The organism is Paraburkholderia fungorum (genome assembly GCF_046027605.1).
Taxonomy (GTDB): domain Bacteria; phylum Pseudomonadota; class Gammaproteobacteria; order Burkholderiales; family Burkholderiaceae; genus Paraburkholderia; species Paraburkholderia fungorum_F.
This window is the reverse complement of sequence record NZ_JAQQEF010000007.1, coordinates 283,539-304,804: the sequence shown is the minus strand read 5'-3', so window position 1 is coordinate 304,804 and position 21,266 is coordinate 283,539. Positions and strand designations below refer to the sequence as shown.

General features: G+C 63.0%; 19 protein-coding genes. 5 read left to right on the top strand and 14 right to left on the bottom strand.

Annotation, left to right across the window (positions count from 1 at the left end; genetic code table 11):
• Positions 1–265: 265 nt before the first annotated feature.
• Positions 266–1,828 (bottom strand): DHA2 family efflux MFS transporter permease subunit, encoded by a 1,563-nt coding sequence (locus PQR53_RS14895; RefSeq protein WP_408454915.1) that lies wholly within the window; start codon positions 1,826–1,828, stop codon positions 266–268.
• A 135-nt stretch (positions 1,829–1,963) separates the two neighbouring features.
• Positions 1,964–2,506, bottom strand: coding sequence for a MarR family winged helix-turn-helix transcriptional regulator (locus PQR53_RS14890; protein ID WP_408454912.1), 543 nt, complete (start codon positions 2,504–2,506; stop codon positions 1,964–1,966).
• Positions 2,507–2,759: 253 nt separating this feature from the next.
• On the opposite strand from PQR53_RS14890, the gene PQR53_RS14885 reads away from it, so the two are divergent.
• Together PQR53_RS14885 and PQR53_RS14880 are read left to right on the top strand one after the other, a co-directional pair.
• Complete coding sequence (locus PQR53_RS14885) at positions 2,760–3,122, top strand: hypothetical protein (protein WP_408454909.1); 363 nt, start codon at positions 2,760–2,762, stop codon at positions 3,120–3,122.
• A 250-nt stretch (positions 3,123–3,372) separates the two neighbouring features.
• Positions 3,373–4,947, top strand: a complete 1,575-nt coding sequence (locus PQR53_RS14880; RefSeq protein ID WP_408454907.1) for an efflux transporter outer membrane subunit — start codon at positions 3,373–3,375, stop codon at positions 4,945–4,947.
• 135 nt (positions 4,948–5,082) lie between these two features.
• On the opposite strand, the gene PQR53_RS14875 is transcribed toward PQR53_RS14880, so the two are convergent.
• The 8 genes from PQR53_RS14875 to gspG form a co-directional block, all read right to left on the bottom strand.
• Positions 5,083–5,862 (bottom strand): type II secretion system protein N, encoded by a 780-nt coding sequence (locus tag PQR53_RS14875; protein WP_408454904.1) that lies wholly within the window; start codon positions 5,860–5,862, stop codon positions 5,083–5,085.
• A gap of 22 nt (positions 5,863–5,884) precedes the next feature.
• Positions 5,885–6,388, bottom strand: a complete 504-nt coding sequence (locus PQR53_RS14870; RefSeq protein WP_408454901.1) for a type II secretion system protein M — start codon at positions 6,386–6,388, stop codon at positions 5,885–5,887.
• The gene (gene gspL / locus PQR53_RS14865) at positions 6,385–7,806 is read right to left on the bottom strand and encodes a type II secretion system protein GspL (protein WP_408454898.1); all 1,422 of its coding nucleotides are present in this window, start codon (positions 7,804–7,806) and stop codon (positions 6,385–6,387) included. Before gspL ends, PQR53_RS14870 begins: the two co-directional genes overlap by 4 nt.
• Before the next feature lie 28 nt (positions 7,807–7,834).
• A complete protein-coding gene (gene gspK / locus PQR53_RS14860) occupies positions 7,835–9,166 on the bottom strand; it encodes a type II secretion system minor pseudopilin GspK (RefSeq protein WP_408454974.1) in 1,332 nt (443 codons plus the stop codon).
• A 568-nt stretch (positions 9,167–9,734) separates the two neighbouring features.
• Complete coding sequence (locus PQR53_RS14855; protein WP_408454895.1) at positions 9,735–10,412, bottom strand: prepilin-type N-terminal cleavage/methylation domain-containing protein; 678 nt, start codon at positions 10,410–10,412, stop codon at positions 9,735–9,737.
• Positions 10,390–10,794, bottom strand: coding sequence for a type II secretion system minor pseudopilin GspI (gspI, locus tag PQR53_RS14850; protein WP_179735308.1), 405 nt, complete (start codon positions 10,792–10,794; stop codon positions 10,390–10,392). The genes PQR53_RS14855 and gspI overlap by 23 nt, the downstream gene beginning before the upstream one ends.
• Before the next feature lies 1 nt (position 10,795).
• Entirely contained in the window at positions 10,796–11,386 is a 591-nt protein-coding gene (locus tag PQR53_RS14845; protein WP_408454892.1) for a GspH/FimT family pseudopilin, read from the bottom strand.
• Positions 11,387–11,520: 134 nt separating this feature from the next.
• Entirely contained in the window at positions 11,521–11,985 is a 465-nt protein-coding gene (gene gspG / locus PQR53_RS14840) for a type II secretion system major pseudopilin GspG (protein ID WP_408454889.1), read from the bottom strand.
• A 259-nt stretch (positions 11,986–12,244) separates the two neighbouring features.
• Here gspG and PQR53_RS14835 point away from each other — a divergent pair, with 259 nt between their 5' ends.
• Entirely contained in the window at positions 12,245–12,658 is a 414-nt protein-coding gene (locus PQR53_RS14835) for a type II secretion system protein N (RefSeq protein WP_408454886.1), read from the top strand.
• A gap of 227 nt (positions 12,659–12,885) precedes the next feature.
• On the opposite strand, the gene gspF is transcribed toward PQR53_RS14835, so the two are convergent.
• Genes gspF through gspD form a run of 3 tightly spaced genes read right to left on the bottom strand, consistent with a single transcriptional unit; the run spans position 12,886 to position 18,072 of the window.
• Positions 12,886–14,103 carry a type II secretion system inner membrane protein GspF gene (gspF, locus tag PQR53_RS14830; protein WP_408454883.1) on the bottom strand — a complete coding sequence of 406 codons (1,218 nt, stop codon included), beginning with the start codon at positions 14,101–14,103 and terminating at the stop codon, positions 12,886–12,888.
• Positions 14,104–14,107: 4 nt separating this feature from the next.
• Positions 14,108–15,676, bottom strand: coding sequence for a type II secretion system ATPase GspE (gspE, locus tag PQR53_RS14825; RefSeq protein WP_408454881.1), 1,569 nt, complete (start codon positions 15,674–15,676; stop codon positions 14,108–14,110).
• Complete coding sequence (gspD, locus tag PQR53_RS14820) at positions 15,673–18,072, bottom strand: type II secretion system secretin GspD (protein WP_408454878.1); 2,400 nt, start codon at positions 18,070–18,072, stop codon at positions 15,673–15,675. Before gspD ends, gspE begins: the two co-directional genes overlap by 4 nt.
• Positions 18,073–18,601: 529 nt before the next feature.
• Between gspD and PQR53_RS14815 the strand changes: the two genes are divergently transcribed.
• Positions 18,602–19,048 carry a lytic transglycosylase domain-containing protein gene (locus tag PQR53_RS14815; RefSeq protein ID WP_408454876.1) on the top strand — a complete coding sequence of 149 codons (447 nt, stop codon included), beginning with the start codon at positions 18,602–18,604 and terminating at the stop codon, positions 19,046–19,048.
• Positions 19,049–19,290: 242 nt separating this feature from the next.
• Positions 19,291–20,589, top strand: coding sequence for a GTP-binding protein (locus tag PQR53_RS14810; protein ID WP_408454873.1), 1,299 nt, complete (start codon positions 19,291–19,293; stop codon positions 20,587–20,589).
• Positions 20,590–20,707: 118 nt separating this feature from the next.
• Here the strand turns inward: PQR53_RS14810 and PQR53_RS14805 are convergent, their stop codons facing one another.
• Entirely contained in the window at positions 20,708–20,986 is a 279-nt protein-coding gene (locus PQR53_RS14805) for an HU family DNA-binding protein (RefSeq protein ID WP_006050811.1), read from the bottom strand.
• Positions 20,987–21,266: the final 280 nt, after the last annotated feature.

Here is a 21,266-nt window from a genome sequence, read left to right as displayed (position 1 = left end):
CGCCGGAAGCATGACGGCTGTGTCACTTACGCGGAGTGTGCGAGAACACAGATTCCAGATGCACCACTACCGAAACTGTGCGAGGGACCCGCTTATGCGCTAGCGGTGTGAGCCGCTTTCTCTTGCCTACTTCTCTTTGCGGCGGCAAAGAGAAGTAGGTGCCCGCCCCGCACAGGGGCGACGCTAATAAACCACTAAGAAATCAAGGAAAGGCCAACACCATAGGCAGACAAACAACAAGCGCCGCACAGGCAAAAAAAAACCGTCAATGCCCCATAGAAGCCCCAACCCCCTTGCGGGGTTTAGTAACCCATACGAGCACAGCCAACACAAGAAACGCAGCACAGGAGATACGAAAAAAATCATTAGTGGCCATCATATAAGCCTGCGCGGTAACAACCTGATTCAACTGAGCGGTGACACCGCCACCAGCAAACCCGAGAGCGCTCAAAGCATTGGTATAAGCATTAGTATTAGCCGCATAAACATTAACCGAATCGGTCAACATCGCATGATGATAAATCGTATCGTTTTCCCAGTAAGTCGTACTGATCGCAGTCCCAATCGCCCCTGACAAAGTCCGAAAAAAGTTCGACAACCCGGAAGCGCTGGCAAGCCGTTCATCCGACACGCTGGACAGCGTGATAGTAGTCATCGGCACGAAGAAACAAGCGACTCCAATGCCCTGCACCAGCCGTGGCCAGATCACATGATTAAAAGGCACATCAAGCGTAAAAGTCGAATTCCAGAACGACACAAACGCAAACACGATAAACGCAAAACTCGCCACCACCCGCAGATTCAGCCGATGCATATTCTTGCCGATCATCGGCGACAAAAACAGCGCGAGAATCCCGACCGGCGCCGTCGCCAAACCGGCGATCCCTGCGGTGTAACCCATCACCGTCTGCAGCCAGAGCGGGAAAATCACCACCGACCCGAAGAACGCCATAAACCCGAACGAGATGATCAGCACACCGAGTGCGAAGTTACGATCCTTGAACAGCGAGAGATCGACAACGGGTTCCTTGTCGGTCATCTCCCACACCAGCAGGAACGCAATCGACACTACCGCGATGATCGCCAGCGTCACGATAAAGGTCGAGTTGAACCAGTCGCGATCCTTGCCGAGATCGAGCACCATCTGCAGACACGACACGCCAATCACGAGCAACGCCAGTCCGACCGCATCGATACGCTGTCTGGTGACCTTGGTCTCGCGGCCTCGCAGCAGCAGAAACGCGCATACGGCCGAGAACAAGCCGATGGGCACGTTGATGTAGAAGATCCACGGCCACGTGTAGTTGTCGGTGATATAGCCGCCCATCACGGGTCCGAAAATCGGCGCGCAAATCACGGTCATCGCCCAGAGGCCGAGCGCGAGCCCGCGCTTTTCCGGTGGGTATGAGCGCATCAGAATCGTCTGGGAGAGCGGGACCATCGGCCCGGAGACGAGTCCTTGCAACAGCCGGAACGCGATCAGTGACTCGAAGTTATGCGCGAAGCCACACAGCGCCGAGGCGATCGTGAAAAGCAGAACAGACAGCGTGAACAACCGCACTTCGCCGACGCGCCGCGCGAGCCAGCCGGTCAGCGGGACCGCGATCGCCGAGGCCACGGAATACGACGAGATGACCCAGGTGCCCTGACTGGTCGCCACGCCGAGGCTGCCGGAAATGGTCGGCACGGCGACGTTCGCGATGGATGTGTCGAGCACTTCCATGAATGTGCCGAGCGCGAGGCCGACGGTGAGCAAAGCCAGCGCGCCGCCCTTGAGCGGGGCGGGTTCGGCGGCGGGTAGGGCGTCGACGGAAGCCGTGGTAGCCATGTGTGTTTATCCTCAGCCGGGAAAGCTTGTCGCGGCAGCTTTATCGCACCCCCTGCGTGGCGCGGTTACATGCCGGATCATCCTCTGCCCAGACAGCTATTTTCAAACAATGGCGCTTTCAAAAGCGCCTCCTGGCTATTGCTCGCCGTGAGTTGACGGCGGTTCTTCGGATGATGGTTCCTGCAACTCCTGCGGCTGTCCGAGCCCGCAACCTGCGCTTGCGCCCGCGCCGATACCGTTCGCAATGAAACGGCCGAGCAGCTCGAGCAGAGTGGCGTGGTCGGCGGCGGAAAATCCGCGCAACTGCTCGTTCAGCACGGCAGCGCCCAGAGCGGGTAACTGTTGCGCGGCATCGCGGCCTTGCTGCGTCAACTCCAGCTTGACCATCCGACGGTCGGCATCACTGCGCGAGCGCACCACAAAGCCTTTCTTTTCAAGGCGATCGAGCAGGCGCGTCATCGATCCGCTGTCGTATGACATGACGCGCGACAACTCGAACGGCGTGCTCGCACGTTGTGCGGACAGCAGCAGAATCACGCCAATCTGCTGGGCGGTCAGGCCTAACGGTTTGACCGCACGGTCCATCCGCTCGACCAGCACGTTTCGCGCTTTCGTCAGGTAATAGCCAAGACTCGATTCAAGGTGAATCTCGTCCGCGTTGTAGGGGCCTTCGGTCATCGTGTTTCCGGGAACATCGTCAAACAGAACGGATTCTAGCTGCCTAAGCAGACAAGTCAAATTCCATTTCGCATCGCGCGAAGAGCGCAAAAAACAACACCGTCATTGCACGCGAAGCAAAGTATCTTGAAATTTAATTGCATAGTCAATATTATTGCAGGCAACGAGTTACGCGCGACCCGCGCCACCCGAGACCATGTTCTGACCGATTGTCTGCACGCCGCAATGGCGCCGTGCGAAAAGGATTTCCCCCATGCTGTACCTCAAAAACACCCTTGGCGGCTTGGGCCGCTCCCTGACCGATTCCGCGCTGAGCAGCTTTCAAGGTCCGCATCGCTGGTGGAAACTGGCGTTGCTCACCGTGCTGTTCGTGCTGCCGGGTGGATCGTTGGGCGTCGCGGTGTTTGCGTGGGTGGAACATCGGCGCGGGCGGAAGGGCACTCAGGCTGCACCGGAAGAATCGGTGGGATCCTCCGTTGCGGCGACAAGCGTCGTTGCGGCTACGAAGGCTGCGACGAGTTCCGCGGGCACCTGCCAGGGGCGCTTGGGCGCACCGTGTCGGGCCGCGGCTGGAAAGCTGGCCCGGCAGACTACGTCATCGGATTCGCGCGTCTAGTTCCTGTTCTGACAGAGCCGGCTTCCGTTGCCTGCGCGGCGTTTTGATGTCGCCAGGAATAACGAGGCCGGTAATAGCATGTAACCATCCCGACACCCTAAGTAACACACCTCCACCTTCCCCCGCATTACCCTTTCAGTTTCCCGCGCCCAGGCAGCTCCATACGCTAACATTCCGGCAGAGCCATGATCTCGCCCGGCGGGGAGTGCCGCCATCGGCCGCACTGCGGCGTCCAGAAGGAATCCATTGCATGCAGTTTGACCGAATCTCGCGCGCGCGGACGTTTGCGCCTCGCGCCCTGACTATTGCAGTAGCCGCTGCCTTGGCCACCTTGCTGGCCGGCTGCGCAGTCGGCCCTGACTACAAGCGGCCCGCTGCCGAAATCCCGGCTTCCTACAAGGAAGCCGCGCCCGGCTGGAAAGTCGCGCAACCAGCCGACCAGCAAGACCGCGGCGACTGGTGGACCATTTACGAAGACCCGCAGCTCAACGCACTCGAAGACAAGCTGAACGCGTCGAACCAGACCATCGCTCAATTTGCCGCCGCCTATCGCCAGGCACGTGCGCTGGTCGGCGAAGCGCGCGCGGCGTATTTCCCGACCGTCGGTGCATCGCTAGGCGCCACGCGCTCCGGCAACGGCTCGTCGTCCAGCGGCATCTCCACCACGGGGTCGAGCCGTTCCGGCATCAACAACAGGTTCAACGCGCAACTCGACGCCAGCTGGGAGCCGGATCTGTGGGGCTCGGTGACACGCTCGGTGAACGCACAGAAAGCCGGTCAACAAGGCGCTGCTGCCGATCTCGCGAATGCACGGCTGTCCGCTCAGGCCACGCTCGCGCAAACCTATTTCTCGCTGCGCGCGCTCGACTCCACCCAGAAGCTGCTCGACGACACCGTCGCGGCCTATCAGCGCTCGCTGCAACTCACGCAGAACCAGTACGCAGCCGGCGTCGCGGCCCGCTCCGACGTGATTCAGGCGCAAACGCAGTTGCAATCGGCACAAGCGGCCGCGATCGACAACGGCGTGCAGCGCGCGCAGGACGAGCACGCAATCGCCGTACTGGTCGGCGAACCGGCTTCGACCTTCTCGGTTCCGGCCATGCCGCTCACTGCCACACCGCCCGCCGTGCCCGCGCAGATGCCGTCGGCGCTGCTCGAGCGGCGTCCGGATATTGCGTCGGCCGAGCGCAAGGCCGCGGCGGCGAACGAACAGATCGGGGTTGCGATCGCCGCGTTCTTCCCGTCGCTGACGCTGTCAGCTACCGGCGGCTTCGAAAATTCGGTGTTCTCGCAATTGCTAACGGCGCCGTCGCGCTTCTGGACGCTCGGGCCGCAACTTGCCGCCACGATTTTCGACGCCGGCTTGCGTCAGGCACAGACCGAAGCCGCTCGCGCCGTCTACGATCAAAATGTTGCGACATACCGCCAAACGATTCTGGCCGCGTTCCAGGACGTCGAGGACAATCTCGCTTCGCAGCGCATCCTTGCGCAGGAAATCGTCGTGCAACAGCAGGCAGTGGATTCCGCGCGTCAGGCGCTGGCCATCGTCACGAACGAGTACAAGGCGGGCACGGTCGGCTTCGTCAACGTGCTGACCGCGCAGACCACCGCGTTCTTAGCCGAGCAGAAGCTGGAAAGCATCGCTGGGCAGCGGATGGTGTCGTCGGTGGGACTCGTGAAGGCGCTCGGCGGCGGCTGGGACACAGCGCAAATGAACCGCGAAACGGGCGATGTCGCGGCGCCGGCGCCGCTGCCGGCATCGGCATCAGCAGTAACACCCGTCGCGCAAAGCGGCGCGACGCCGCAACCGGCGCAGAGCAACTAGCCGCGCCGTTCTCGGCCGCAATGCAAAAAAAGCAGGGCCGCGTGACGCGGCTCTGCTTTTTTTAACTCATGCGATCGGACTGACTCGAGCGGCGGCCACCCTTCATCTCGCCACGCCGCCCAACGCCGACCCGCCTCAGTGCACGAACGTCAGCGCGACCGTATCCGGTCCGCTTGACCGCCCCAACAGGTTCAGCAGGCCCGCAAGGTTATCGCGTGCTTCCGGGGCCGCGCTGGCCGTTCCATGAAACGATGTCGAGGCCGACGACACGGTGCCATTGCCGGTCAGCATCAACGGCCCCTTGAGGGTCGTCAGATCCAGCGTGGATGACGCACCCTGCGCCTGGAACAGCAACCGGTACGAACCCAGCGGCTTGACCAGCGAGACGCGCGAGCTGACATCGTTCAGGGTCACCGTCATCTGGCCGAACGCTTCCTGATTGAAGCTGCGCCAATCGGACCATGCGAGGCGCACGTCGCCTTGCAGATCGAGCGTATTGAACGGCGCGCCGAGGCCGCTCAGCAGCGAAGCCGGCACCGCCATCGCACCCGGTGTGACGGTCGCGCTGCGCAGGCTGGCATCGACCGTGATCGGGTCGGGCATTGCTTCGCTGTGCCGCATGACCATCCGCACACGTCCGGTGAAGAGCGGCCAGAACGCGGTGTGCCATTCAATGCGCCCCGGCAGCAAGGTTGCCGCGCTCATGTCGGAGCCGGCCGCGAGCATCAGCGTCGCCGAACCGTGCCATAGCGAGCCGGCCGGATCGACGAGATTGATGTGTCCACGGGTCTGTCTGGCGAACTGCGGCGTGATCCAGGCGGCCGGCAACAACGTGAGCATCACGGCCACGCACGCCAGCACCGCGACCGCCGCCCAGGGTAGCGCGACGCGCAGGCGCCGCATCCAGTAAGTCATGCGAGATCCTGTAACGGCGCGGTCATTTCGCGGTAGACGGCTGCAACGACGCCGTCAGATCCACCTGGCCGTCTTCCTTGAGCGCGGTCACGTGCGCCTCGGCAACCTGCACCTTGAACTGCTTGCGCACGTCGTCGACCCAGGTCGTCCACGCGGGGAACGACGCATTCTTCATCTGCACCTGCACCGCGTTGCCGATTACCTGCACCTGGGTCGCGGCAAGGCCGTGATCGCTGAGCGAGGCGGTGAGCGCGTCCTTCAGCGCCGCGCCGGTCGGTGCGACGCCTTGCGCCGCCGCGGAGAGCTGGCGCGCTTCATTCGACTGCGCAGTCATCTGCGCCAGCTGCCGCTGCAAGGTAGGCAGCGACTCGTGCAGATGTGCGCGGCCATCCTGCGCCGGCGCCCACAGCACCGACCACGCGATCACCACGGCCAACACCCCGCCGCCCCATGCCAGCAGCGTTTTTTCGCGCTCGGTGCGCTGGTCCCAGAATCCAGCCCAGCTTTGGGCGAGTTCAGCTTTCATTGTCCGTTCCTGATGGTCCACTTGCCGGTGTTGCTGTCGATCGCGCCAGTCAGGCCGTTGCGCGAGAGGCGCTTGGCGAAATCGGCATCGAGTTTCACCTCGGGCTTGAAGGTCACGTCGAGCCGCCGGTCGTGATAATCGAGCGCGGCGATGCCATTGACCGGCACCGGCGCCAACGAACGGGCCAGGCCATCGGCAAGCGACAGAAAATCGTCGGGCGACAGCTCACCCGCCGCCACCCGCAACTGCTGCAACTGGCTCGACATCTGATCGGGCGCGTCGAGCACGACCGTTGTCTTGGGGAAGGTGTTGAGGAGCAGTTCGGTCATCTGCGAGCTGATCGCGTCACGTTGGCGCGAGAGCATCAGCCACTGCACATTCGCGCCGACGATCGCGATCACGAGCGCGCCGACCGCCAGCATGACCGGCAGGCGCAGACGCCGCAGCGTCGAACGGTCGAGCCGCCATGGCTGCGAGGCGAATTCGAACTGACACAGATCGAAGCGGCACTCCAACGCGCGACGCGCGAGTTGCTCGAACGGCAACGGACTTGCCCCGTGCACGTGGGCCGCGAGCTTCGCCGGGCTGGTCGCGGAGAGGCTCGGTTCGTTGCCGGGCACTTCGGTCAACATGTACAGCGAGATCGGCGCGGCACCGGCGAGCGCGCTGAGTGTGGCGTTGACGGCGCTGGCCGGCACCGCCAGTCCTTCGCCTTGCACGCCACGCGCGATCGCCAGTTCGACGCGCGGCGGACCGCTCATCACCGCGCTTTCGATCGCGCCTTCGAGCAGGAACGCGGGCGCGGTCTGAACGACGGCGCCGAGCACGGCCGCCACCATCGGCACCACCGACGCCACGCCTGGCGCCACCACCGGCGCCACGCCCGGCAGCGACGTCGCCACGCTAGCCGAGCCCGCCATCACCGGCTCGCCTGCGTTGACCATTTCCGCGACTTCAGCGGGTGTGTCGAGCGCGGCGGCTTGCGGCAGACAGCGCGTGACCGGCACCGCGCGCACGCTGCGGTGGCCGGCGGCGGCAAAGGCTTCGCAGAAGAAGCGGAACCAGCCGCGGTCGATGATCGCGAGCAGCTGCCGGCCGCCCGCGATCGGTTGCGGATCGACGGCGATATGGCAGGTTTGCGGGTCCTGGATCAGCTGATCCTCGACGATATTCGGCAACGCCTGACGCAACCGCGGGCCGCGCAACGGCGGTAGCTTGGCGGGCATCATCAGCAGGTCGCGGGCGGCGACCATCAGCACCGTCGACGAAGCGCGCGGCAGCAGCGCGAGCGCTGAGCGGCCCGCGCGCTGGGTACGGCCCGACTTGTCGAGCAGCACGAACGGCAACTCCGGCAGTTGCCATTCCTGCGATGGCACCGCCGGATCACGCGGCGGCAATAGAACGATCAGCGTGCTCAAAGGCCACTCTCTCTGGGAAAGGCGTTATTCATGGTTGGTCTTGTACCCGCACGATACGCGTAGTGTGAGTCAATGCGTCGCGATAGACGAGGGTTGTGCGATCTACTTCCGCACGTTCGTGCTGCACACGGCCGTGGACCAGGAAGTAGCTCGTGTTGACGTCCATGACACTCGGGTCCATCGAGGTCGACTGTACGCCGGAGCCGGTCAAGGCGAGTTGCACGTCGCCGACGTTACGGAAAAACACCGTCTGCCGGCGCGCGACGAGGGCCTGCGCCGAGGACAGATTCATCCCCGGCACGATCGCCGCGATCACTTCGGCGGAGGCCGTATTCATGTTGACCGCCGACGCCGTCGGCAGCACGGTGACGAACGGCCGCAAGCGCGCGACCATTTCCGGCGTATAGCCGGGGATGTCGAGCAGCGAATCGACGCTGATCATTTGCAGCGGCGCGACCTCTGCGTTGTCGTCGCCGTCTTCGATACCGGGCTTGTCGGTGAAGTTGCCGCCGGTGGCGCCGCCGCCCGCTGTGACCGGCGCCACCGCTGCCCCGGGGGCGGCCGTGACCGTCTGGAAACGCGTTGCCGATTGCCCGAGACTCGAGCGTACCGCTACGGCGGTGGCTTTCGCCAGTTGGCTGTTCGCGCCGAGGGACACGAGCAGGCGCTGATAGGCGGCGATCTGTTCCGTGTTCAGTTGCATGACGCCCGGCGCTGGGCTCGAGACCAGGTTGCGGAGGTTGAATTTCGCCTGGGCGTCTTCGATTGAACCTGAGAGGTAGGTGGCCTGGCCTTGTTCGGCTCTGACTTCACCTATTTGCCCGAGGAAATCCGACAGACGGGTTTTGGCGATGGGGACGCCCCATAGGCCACCCAGGTAGGTGATGCCTGCTGAGGTGTCGCCCTCCGAGCGGAGGATCAGGCGCGTCCAGTCCAGCGCGCCGCGTGAGACCCAGAGGGCTTGGGATAGCAGACGCTGGTTTTCGATCCTTCGGATCTGGACTTGCTGGCGCCAGAGCATGCCCGATACCAGGATCGCTGATAGCGCGACTACTAGTAAGGCGCTGATGATGGCTACTCCGTGCTGTTTGGCCTGCGGTGGGCTTTTGCGCTGTGCGCGGGCGGTGTTGGGCTTTCTTTGTTCTGCCTGTGGCTGCCTTTTTGGCTGTGCGCCCGCCGCGTTGGCCTTTCCTTGTTTTCTTATCGGTTTATTTGCGTTCCCCCTGTGCGGGGGGGCACCTACTTTTCTTTGCCTGCTGCAAAGAAAAGTAGGCAAAAGAAAGCAGCTCAAACCGCTAACTCTTAAGTGGGTCCCCAGGCTTGGAGAGGCTAGTGGTGCATCTGGAATCTGTGCCCCCATATCCCCAACCCGAAGTGACAAAGCAGTCATACTTCCCGCCTCGCGCAACGCGCTCGCCGGTACGGTCTGCTTTGAAAACCATCGGCTTCGTTTAGGGCGCGTCACCGGTTTCGCCTCGGCGAAGCGCCACGCCGATTTGCCGCCGGATGCGCTGGGCGTGCCGGACGCACCGAGGGTTTGAGATATGCCGCTCGGCGCGCGGAGCGCCGCCGGAACGGATGAGTGCTTTGTCACGAGGGGTGAATGTGCGAGGGGACGGATTCCAGATGCACCCCTGGCGTTTACTGTGCGGGGGACCCGCTTAGCATTAGCGGTTTGAGCCGCTTTCTTTTGCCTACTTTTCTTTGCGGCGGCAAAGAAAAGTAGGTGCTTGCCCCGCACAGGGGCGACGCAAATAGACCGATAAGAAAACAAGGAAAGGCCAACACCGCGAGAGCGCAGACAAAAACACCAAACAGACAACAACCCGAAGAAAAGCCCCCGCCGCAGGCGCACAAACCCAGAGCGTCGCGAAGACAACACCAACGAAGAACTAGAGCGTCGCGGAGACAAAACCCAAACCTTCATTTCACTCTCCGACGAGAAAAACCCGCGTAATAGGCCGCGCCAACGACTTAGCCCCCACACTCACTTCCAGCCCAGTCACCGACCGCGGCAGCGGCGCATTCCCCAACTGGGGCACCTTCAAATTATTGTCGTTCTCCGTAATCGCACTCTGCACATCCTTCATCTGCGTGGTCCAGCCGACCTTCGGCACATAGACACGCGCCGAAATAGCACCGACGCCACCCATCAAGGGCACCGCCGTCCACCCATCGCCCTCGCCACCGCGCAGCGCGCGCCGCAACTCGCCCACATTCCCCAACGGCGGCGACGCATACCTGACCACACGCCCCTCGGACACCCGATACCTCACCACCTGCAAACGCGGCGCCGTTCCCGGCAACAACGTCTCCCGCACGATCTGCAACACGCTGCCGCTGATCGACACGGCCGCCTGCCCAGACTCATCATCCGACGCGGCCTGGCGCGCGTCGATCCGCATCTGATCGAACAGCTGCGCAAAGACCCGCTCGTCTTCCATCGCGTTCGTAATCGTCTGCCGGCCACGAATGATCTGGTCCAGCCCGCGCCACGACAACACGGCAATCACCGCCATGATCGCAATCGCAACCAGCAACTCGATCAGCGTGAAACCACGCGCGCCCGATCGGCCGCGGCGCTCAGAGCGAACGGTTGTTTTCATTCGCGACCACCGTGACCATCTGGGCGAGATTGCCGGAACGCCCGGGCGACGTCACCATCACTTCCACTCGACGAAACACCGGATTCGGCGTCGCCGTCACATGCTCGGTACAGATCAATTGCAAATTTCCCTGCGAGCAGTCAAAACTCGTCGAGCCGACGTTCGGCCAGCCATGCGTCAGATGCAATTGCGCCAGCGTATTGTCGGCGCTCCATCCGGCCAGTAGCCGTTGATGCAGATCGGCTTCGCCGCTCGCCAGACTCCCCACCGCGCGCAACGACGCCGCCAATGCAATCGCGATGATCGCCAGCGCCACCAGTACTTCGATCATCGTAAAACCGCGCTGCGATACGCGAGCGCCCATGTCCCTGCAACGACCCATCTCAGTGCACCTCATAGCGGCCGTTGCCGGTGCCGACGATCGTCGCGTGCCCTACCGCCGAAAACAGCGTGATCTCCACGGGCACGTCGATCGCTTCGGTGCCGAACACGACGCGGCTCGGGTGCGAATCCGACCCGGGATAATTGATCGTGACGCCCGTCACGCCGCCTTCCCAGCTACGCGGCCCGAGCAGCTCGTCGCGCAACGGACGCCAGCCGTCTTCAGTACGCATGTCGAAACGAAAACCGCCCTCGAACGGCTGCCAGGCGATCGGCCGTGCGCGCACCTGGGCTTCGTCGCCGGCCGATTCGAACAGCAGCGCGAGACGCTGCGCTTCCTCGTTCAGATCGGTGCGCGGGTTACGGTTCATCGTCAGCGCTGTCAGCGATACCAGAATGCCCGCGATGACCAGCACCACCATCATTTCCAGCAGCGTGAATCCCGCCGCGCGCTTGCGGCCACCTGCGCACGAATCACTTGAGCGATGTGAGCCGCGTGCGCCACGCGGCCCGCGTGCGCCGACGCACGCCGTGCCTGAGAGCGGCGTCGTGCACGGGGTGTCCCCACGGGACTTGCAAGCGGACAATCGCATAATGCCGGCCACGAACGATCAACCAGAAATCAGAATAACAATGAGTCGATAAGACGCGCGGCGGATCGCCAAAGAGGAGGGCGATCCGGCGCGCCTGCAACCAACGGCGCTTAATGGACGACTGGTTTACCGGACTACTGCCACGACCCCACATCGGCGTCGTTGCCTTCGCCGCCCGCTTTACCGTCCGCGCCATAGCTGAACACATCGATTTCGCCATGCACGCCCGGGTTCAGATACTGATAGCCATTGCCCCACGGATCGTTCGGCAGACGTTCGAGGTAACCGCCGTCCTTCCAGTTGTTCGGCACCGGGTCCGTGCTCGGCTTTTCGATCAGCGCGCGCAGACCCTGCTCCTGAGTCGGATAACGGCCGTTGTCGAGACGGTAGAGTTTCAGTGCCTGCATCACCGTGCCGATGTCCTGCTTGGCCGCGACGCGCCGCGCTTCGTCCGGACGGCTCATGATTTTCGGCACGATCAACGCCGCCAGAATGCCCAGAATCGCGATCACGACCATGATTTCGATCAGCGTGAAGCCGCGTTGACGACGGCTGCGCAGAGCCGCGATGTCAGTACGGCGAATGGTCGACAGTTGCATAGCTTGCTACCTCTTTTCAGGTGAAATTTTCGATCGGGCGGGATTCGCGTTTCAGCAATCAGGGTGCCATTGAACACGCCCGGCCGGTCATTTTAATGTCATGGTCTTGACGGGTTGCGAGAAAACGCCGCACCGCTGCAAGTTTCCGCTCCGCAGGAAGTCCCTTGGAGAATCGCCACCCTCGCGGGCCTCGCGCAAAGCGCCGGCTTAGCGCACTTTCCCCGCACGCAATTTTCACAATAGTCCGTACAATGTGCGCATGAACGCCATCCAGATCCGCCTTCTGTCGCTCGCCCTGTTCGCCGTGTTTTGCGCGACGCTGACCTACTGGGTCATCACGCTTTCCACGATGTCCGGCGCGCCTTTGCCCGCTGCCGCCGTACATAACCAGGTCTCGACCGAACAGGCCGCCACGCTGTTCGGCGGCCAGCTCACCCGCAGCGCCAACCAGGACGTGCATCTGTTCGGCATCCTCGCTTTGCGGGAAGGCGCCGCGGCCATCGTCAGCGTCGGTGGCGAACCGCCGCATGCGGTGTCGCTCGGCAGCGCGCTCATGCAAGGCGCCAAGCTCTCCGAAGTCCGCGCCCGTTCGATCATCATCGATCGCAATGGCGCGCGTTCCGAAGTGTTCCTGCCGGCCAATCCCGCAGGTCCTACGATCTACGTGCGCTGACTTTATTCGTCCTGCTTTCCGCGTTCTGCTTCAGGCGTTCTGCCTGGCTTCAACTGCGTGCGCCGCTCGTCGCGGACATCGCGATTTGCCACAGCGCTCGCCGCGCTTGTCACAGCGGTTTCCCCATCTTGTGATCATCACGGTTGCCGCTGCGGTGGCAATCGCCGTGGCAACCTCGTCGGCAATCTCAACCGCCCACAGCCGCGCAACCGCAGCACTTCTGCGCCTTACTGCACCAGGTTGTTCAACTCGATGATCGGCATCATCACCGCCAGCACGATCACCAGCACCACGCCCCCCATCGCCAGAATCAGCAACGGCTCGAGCAGGCTCGTCAGGAACATCGTGCGACGCTCCAGCTCGCGTGCTTCGCCATCGGCCGCGCGGTCGAGCATCGTCGTCACATCGCCGGTCGCTTCACCCGAACGGATCAGGTGCACCAGCACCGGCGGAAATGTCTTCGTATTGCCCAGCGCGCGCGACAGGGACGTGCCTTCACGCACGCGAACGATCGCATCGTCGATGTTCTCGCGCATCGCGTTGTTGCTGAGCGTTTCGGCGGCAGCTTGCAGCGCGCGCAGAATCGGCACACCCGCGGCCGTCAGAATGCCTAGCGTGCTGGCAAAGCGCACGGTGTTATAGCCGCGCACGAGTTTGCCGAGCAGTGGGGCGGTCAACAGCCACCGGTCGAAGGCGAGGCGCGGGCCAGGCTGCTTCAGGATCGAGCGCACCAGATACACCAGCACGACCACGCTGATCAGCATCGCCCACCACCAGTGCCGCACGAAACCGGAGAGCGCCATCATCATGATGGTGAGAATCGGCAGCTGCTGTTTGGTGCTGGCGAACACGTTCACCACCTGCGGCACGACGTAGCTCAACAGAAACGTGACGATGCCGAAGGCGATGAGCGTCACGACCGCCGGGTAGGTGAACGCGAGCACGATCTTCTGCTTGAGCGCGTTGCGTTGCTCGATATAGTCGGCGAGGCGCGAGAGCACGAGACCGAGCTTGCCGGTATGTTCACCAGCGGCCACCAGCGCGCGATAGATATCAGGGAAGTCTTTAGGATGCTGCGTCAGCGCATTCGCGAGCGAATGGCCGCCGAGCACTTCTGCGCGAATCGACGCCATCAGTTCGCGAATGTAATCGCGCTCCGATTGTTCAGTCAGCACCGCGAGCGCTTCGTCGAGCGGCAACCCGGCGATCAGCAGGCTGGCCAGCTGACGCGTGAGAATCGCCTGCTCGCGCTGCGACAAACGCCGCCCCAGCGACAGGCGTTGATTGCGTTCGCCGCGGGTGCGCGACGCCGCCGGTTCGACCACCAGTGGCGTCAGTCCCTGCGAACGCAGATTGGTGCGCGCGCCGCGCGCGCTGTCCGCGTCGAGCACGCCTTTTTGCGCCTTGCCCGCCGCGTCGATCGCTTCGAAACGAAATGCCGGCATGCGCTTATGCTCCGCCCGTCACGCGAATCACTTCTTCGAGCGACGTGAGCCCGGAGGCAAGCCAGCGGTCCGCGTCTTCACGCAATGTACGCATGCCTTGCGCGCGGCCCGAAGCAAGAATCTCCGCGTCGGACGCATTGCGGTGAACCAGCGTGCGGATTTCGTCGTCGATCAAAAGCAGTTCGTACACGCCGCGCCGGCCTGCGTAGCCGGACTGCCCGCATTTGTCGCAACCCACCGGATGCCAGCGCACGCTGCCATCTTCTTCGACGCGCTCCTCACGGCACACCGGGCACAGCCGCCGCACCAGCCGCTGGGCCAGCACGCCGAGCAGCGACGACGCCAGCAGATACGGCTCGACACCCATGTCGGTCAAACGTGTCACCGCGGAAGCGGCGTCGTTCGTGTGCAGCGTCGCTAACACCAGGTGACCCGTCAGCGAGGCCTGCACCGCGATCTGCGCGGTTTCGAGGTCGCGGATTTCACCGATCATGATGACGTCCGGGTCCTGCCGCAGAATCGAGCGCAGCGCGCGCGCGAAAGTCATGCCGATCCGCTCGTTGACCTGCGTCTGGCCGATGCCGGACAGGTCGTATTCGATCGGGTCTTCGACCGTCATGATGTTGGTCGTCGCCGTTTCGAGGCGCGACATCGACGCATACAGCGTGGTCGTCTTACCGGAACCGGTTGGGCCTGTCACCAGCACGATGCCGTGCGGCTTGCCGATCAGCTTGTCGAATTTGACGAGCGTGTCCGGCGCCATGCCGAGCGCCTCGAGATTCAGGCGCGACGCATCTTTTTCCAGCAGACGCAGCACCGCGCGTTCACCGTGACCCGTGGGCAGTGTCGAGACGCGCACATCGACCGGACGTCCGCCGACGCGCAGCGTGATACGGCCATCTTGCGGCAGACGCTTCTCGGCAATGTCGAGCTGCGCCATGATCTTGATCCGCGAGATCAGCGCGCCGTGCAGCGCTTTCTTGGGCCGCACGACATCGCGCAAGGTACCGTCGACGCGAAAGCGCACCACCGAGGAAGTCTCGAACGGCTCGATGTGAATATCCGACGCCTGTTCGCGCGCGGCCTGGGTGAGCAGCGCGTTGATCATGCGGATAATCGGCGCGTCGTCTTCCGACTCGAGGAGATCCTCCACCTCGGGAATATCCTGCATCAGGCGCGACAGATCGACTTCGCCTTCCACTTCGCCGACCACCTGCGCCGCGCTGCCGTCCTGGCGCGCGTAGGCCTGGTTGATCGCCTGGGCCAGTTCGTCAGCCGGCACACGCACCACGGACAACGCGCCGAAGTTGCGCGCGACCTCGGCAAGCGCCGCGTCGTTGGTGCGCTCGCTGATCCAGACTTCAAGGCTGTCGGCGTGCTGATGCGCGACCAGAATCTGGCCGCTGCGAGCAAAGCCGTAAGGCACGAGACGCGCGGCAACCGTCGACGGTGCAATGCGTTCGGCGTGCTCCGCCACGACCGCCGGCGGAATCGCCGCGGCTTGGGTGGACGCAGCAGCGCGCGCCGCTGCCGACGACGCGGCAGCTGACGGCGGCGTGGACGGCGTGCTCACGGCTGCACTCCAGGCGACGCCGTGGACGGCGGCGCCACCTGCACCGGGTTGGTCTGCACGGCGGGGCCATTCGTGGCCGGATTCGTCTGATACACGGCTCCGCCATTATTCATGACCGGATTCGTCGTCACAGCCCCGCCATTGGTAACCGGCGCAGGAGCGGAAACTGCCGGCGGCGCCATCTGCTGACGACGCATCTTGTCGAGATCGAACAGGTTCATCGCGGGCGAGCCACCCTGGCTAGGACCGATCGGCATCGGCGGCACCACCGGATCGTCCTTGTCCTTGATCAGGTTGTTGTCCGACTTGTACGCACCCTGCACGCCCTGGATGTAGTCATAGCGGTTCGACGTCACGGCTTGCGCGGTACTGCGATCGTTGATGATCACAGGGCGCAGGAACACCATCAGATTGGTCTTGTCGCGCGTCTTCTGTTCCGAGCGGAACAACTGGCCGATCCACGGGATATCGCCCAGCAATGGCACCTTGCTGTTACTGACCTGGTAGTTGTCCTGCATCAGGCCGCCCAGCACGATGATCTCGCCGTTATCGGCGAGCACCGTTGACTGGATCGAACGCTTGGTGAACTCCGGGCCGGCCGGGTTGGTCGTCGCGTTGGTCGTGCCGTTCACGATCGCCGAGTCTTCCGTGTAAAGCTGCAGCTTCAGAATCCCGCCGTCCGTGATCTGCGGTTTGATGTGCAGCGTCAGACCGACGTCGACGCGGTCGTAGGTATTGAACGCCGAGGTCGCGGTGGCGCTCGTGAGGTTCGAATACGAACCCGTCTGGATCGGCACGTTCGTACCGACGACGATCTTGGCTTCCTCGTTGTCGAGCGTAATGAGGTTAGGTGTCGACAGCACATTCGCGTCAGCGGTCTGCGACAGCGCCTGCAGCAGCGCGCCGAGTCCCTGCACACCGAAAATGTTGTGCACCCAACCGACGTTGAGCCCCTGCTGGAGCTGACTGGCTCCGAGCGCCCCGGCGAGACCGCCGGTGGCCCCCGTCGCCGCGGCCCCTGCGGCCGCCGCCGTCAGATTGACAATGCTGTTGCCGGAGCCGGTCGCCAGGTTGGTGCCGGCAAAGACCGAATTGTTCGCGATCTGCCACTGAATGCCGAGATTGGCGTTCGTGGTCGAGTTCAGCTCGACGATCAGCGCCTCGATGTAGACCTGCGCACGCCGTGCGTCGAGCTGGTCGATCACCGCCCGCAGGTTGCGGTACACCGGCTCGGACGCCGTGATGATCAACGAGTTGGTCGCAGAGTCCGCCTGGATCATGCCGCCTGGCTGATTGTCGTCGCTCTTGTCCTTGTCGCCGCCGAGCAGGCCGGCGGCGCCAGAACCGCCGCTCGAGCCGTATCCTCCGCCGCTGCCGCCCATCGGTGACGCGCCGCCTCCGAGCCCGCCCGACGGCAACGGCGGCGTACCCGAGGAGCCCGTCGAATTGCTGCCCAACCCGCCGCCACCACCGCCACTGCCGTTCTGATTAAACGAATTCGCGTCGTTCGAGCCGCTCGACGAGCCGGAGTCCCCGCCCTTGCCGAGCATCCCGCGCAAGGTCTTCGCGAGCCTCGTCGCGTCTGCGTTGCGCAGCGGCACCACATGCATGTTGCCGAGCTGCGTGGTCGGCGCGTCGAGTTCCTTCGCCAACTGCTTCGCCGCCGCGAGACGCCCGCCGTTCGACGCGCGAATCAGGAGCGCGTTGGTGCGCGGGTCTGCAGTGATCGACACCTTCAGCGTTGCGTCGGTGCTGCCGATCGCGCCGGGGTCGAGCATCTTGGTCAACTGCGCGGCGATATCGAGCGCGTTCGCGTTCTTTAGCGGCACCACCGACACCGACTGGCCCGCAGCCGTATCCACACCCGCGATGATCTGCGCGATACGCCGCACGTTGTCGGCGTAGTCGGTCACGACAATCGTGTTGTTGGCCGGGTAGGCCGCCACGGTATTGTTCGGCGAGATCAACGGACGCAACACCGGCAGCAGGTTGTTGGCCGATTCGTTCTTCAGCACGAACACCTGTGTGACCACCTGATCGCCGCGCGCGACGGGCGTATTGCCGACGTAGGTCGGCACGCCTTGCAGCTTGGCATCGGCCTCGGGCACGACCTTCAGGACGCCGTGATCCTGCACCAGCGCGAAGCCCTGCATCCGCAATGCGGATTGCAAGGTCTTGAGTGCCTGATCTTCAGGCACCGCATTTTCCGACACGAGGTTGAGCTGACCCTTCACACGTGGGTCGACGATGATCGTTTTGCCGGTTGCCGCGCCGATCGCCTTGGCCACCTGGTCGATATCGGCGTTCACGAAGTTGAGTGTCACCTGTGCCTGTGCTGTCTGCGCGGTGATCAATCCAGCCACCAGCAGCGCCGTTGCGACGCGACGCAAAGCCATACGATTTCTTCTCATGGAAAGTGGTATCGATGCCGACGGCTTCAGCCGCCAACGGTCATGCAATGCGAACATTTGAGCAAGCCGCCGCCCTGTCGATCTGCCAGCCGGCTTCACGGGCGATCGACGCCCCGGATGCCGGCCATTCAATGTCCGAAAAAAGTGAACAGTAACAGTTTTTCATGTCGGTTTTGTCACAAAACAAACGGCGCCGTGCGATTACTCTAAAAGACTGTCACGAACTGTCAATCAATTGAAAGTAACCAAGCTTCTGTGCGCCGTGCCACCGATGCCCTTCGTTTTACGCTGGCTTATGTCGGTTAGCCAACTTGACGCGTGCGGGTCTGCCGGTATGATACGAGCCGTTCGGGGTACTGGTTGCGTCTTGCCAACGCGGGTTTTCCCCGATACGCGACAAAGTGTCCAACCAGTGAACCTGACCCGGCTTCCAGCGACTGAAGTTTGGCCGATGGAGTGCCTTACCCAACCTTACCCTTGCGATTTGTTTAGTCGTCTTGACCGATCTGGACTGATGAAAAGAACCTTCGTCACTGCCGCCGCGGGACTTGCCATGCTGCTTGCAGCAGGGGGGGCACGCGCCGATTGCTTTGACGCGGCGGCAGGTTACCAGAAGGTCAACCCCCTGATTCTGCGCGCAATTGCGTGGCAGGAGTCACACAATCGGCCGGATGCGTTGCATAAGAACGCCAACGGTTCGACAGACTATGGCGTGATGCAGATCAATTCGGTTCATCTGCCCACGCTCGCCCAGTACGGCATCTCGCAGGGCACCCTGATGGAGCCTTGCAAGAACGTCTACATCGCGGCATGGCACCTGCGCCGTCAGATGAACAAGTATGGCAATACCTGGCAGGCGGTCGGCGCGTACCACTCCGAGACGCCGGCGCTGCGCGATAAATACGCGCAGCAGATCGCCGCGATCCTGCGCAAATGGAATCTGATGCCGGCTGCACGCTGAGCGGTATTTTCGTGGGTACCTTCGTCGACACAGGCGCCGGCGCTCACGCGGATGTGACTTTTTAGCCAGCGCCTGTCAGCATGGCTGCTTGCGTTTTCTGATCCGGCCCGTCACGCGGCCGCTCCCTGTTTGATGCACAATGCGGCTTCGTGCTGCCGTCGGTGTTTGGCCAGCTTCTGGCCCCTGAGTCATACGACCCAGGCCCGGCACGCCTTCCAATCCTCTTGTTTTCCCGTACTCCGATGAACCAGCCGCTATTGCCCGTCACCGTGCTCTCCGGTTTTCTGGGCGCCGGCAAGACCACGCTCCTGAACCACATCCTCGCGAATCGCGCCGGTTTGCGCGTCGCCGTGATCGTCAACGATCTGGCCGCCGTCAATGTCGATGCAACCCTCGTGCGCGACGCCGCCACGCTCTCGCATGTCGAAGAGCAGCTCGTCGAACTGTCGAATGGCTGCATCTGCTGTACGTTGCGCGACGACTTGCTGGTCGAGATCAAGCGGCTGGCGGGGGAAAAGCGCTTCGATGCGATCCTGATCGAGTCGACCGGGGTGGCCGAGCCGATGCCGATTGCCGAAACTTTCACGTTTGTCGACGACGATGGCGTCTCGCTGTCCGACGTCGCGCAGCTCGATACGATGGTGACCGTGGTCGATGCGTTCAACTTCCTGCGCGACTATGGTTCAGCCGACGCCCTCGCGGAGCGGGGCATTGCCGCGACTGAGGAAGACGATCGGACGCTGGTCGAATTGCTGATCGAGCAGATTGAATTCTGCGACGTGCTGGTGGTCAACAAGGCCGATCTGGTGAGCGCCGATGAACTCACGCGTTTGCAGCGCATCCTCGCTCGCATCAATCCGCGCGCGGTGCAGGTGGTGAGCCGTTTCGGCGACGTACCGCTTGCCGAGGTGCTGAATACCGGACGTTTCGATTTCGACGAAGCATCGAGCGCGCCGGGCTGGCTGGCGTCGCTCAATCACGAGCACGAGCACGGCCATGTGCATCACGGCGAAGCGGACGAATTCGGCATCGGCAATTTCATTTACCGTGCGCGGCGGCCGTTTCATCCGGAGCGCCTGTGGGCGCTGCTGCATCAGGAGTGGAAGGGCGTTTTGCGCAGCAAGGGCTTCTTCTGGCTCGCCACGCGTAACGATATCGCCGGTTCGCTGTCGCAGGCGGGCGGCGCTTGCCGGCATGGTCCGGCAGGGATGTGGTGGGCCGCTCAGGAACGCAGCGAATGGCCCGACGGCGATGACGAACTGGCCGCCGAAATTGCCGCCGACTGGTTCGGCGATCCGGATGATCTCAGCATTGGCGATCGTCGGCAGGAACTGGTGATGATCGGCGTCGGCATCGACCCGGCTATCTGGCAAGCGAAGTTCGACGCGTGCCTGCTGACCGACGAGGAATATGCGGCGGGGCCACAAGCGTGGCAACAATTCGCCGATCCGTTCCCGGCATGGGACTTCGACGAAGACGACCACGACCATCATGATCACGACAGTCACGGTCACGGCGAAATCGTGCATCGTCACGACTGAGCGGCCTCGCCACTCCAGGCTGATTGTCTGGCCGCGGCGCCCGTCGCGGCTAAAGCAAAAATCGCGGACGAAAAAAAACCCGCCATTGGCGGGTGTCAACTGCCTGGCAGTAGTCTGCTTAGCGCTTGTTGACGGCGTCCTTGAACGCCTTGCCAGCCGTGAACTTGACGGTCTTGGCTGCCGGGATCTTGATGGTTTCGCCGGTCTTGGGGTTACGACCCGTACGTGCTGCGCGCTTGCCCGAACCAAAGCTGCCGAAGCCGATCAGCTGGACCGCGTCACCCTTTGACACAGACTTCTTGATCACTTCAAGCAACGTGTCCAGCGTCTCACCGGTTTGAGCCTTGCTGGCGCCCGTCTGTCCTGCGACGGCGTCGATCAGTTCCTGTTTGTTCATTAAGGTTCCTTTCTGAGTTTAGGTTGACACGAACAGCGCGAACGCGCCGATTATACGTGCGCGGGCCGCGCCGTCGAGCAGCTGCGGCTCCGGATCCCCTCCGGACAATTAGCGCCGGGCGGTTGACTGCCCGTCGGCCGTGCCGCCGCTCCCTACGCGGCGCTTGCTATGATAGCGCAGCGCAAACCCAATCAGGACAAGGGTTTCGAAGAATTAAGCGGTTCTGGGGCCGATACCGAGGGGAAACCCTTCTTTTTTCTCTTCGCGGACCCCAATCGAA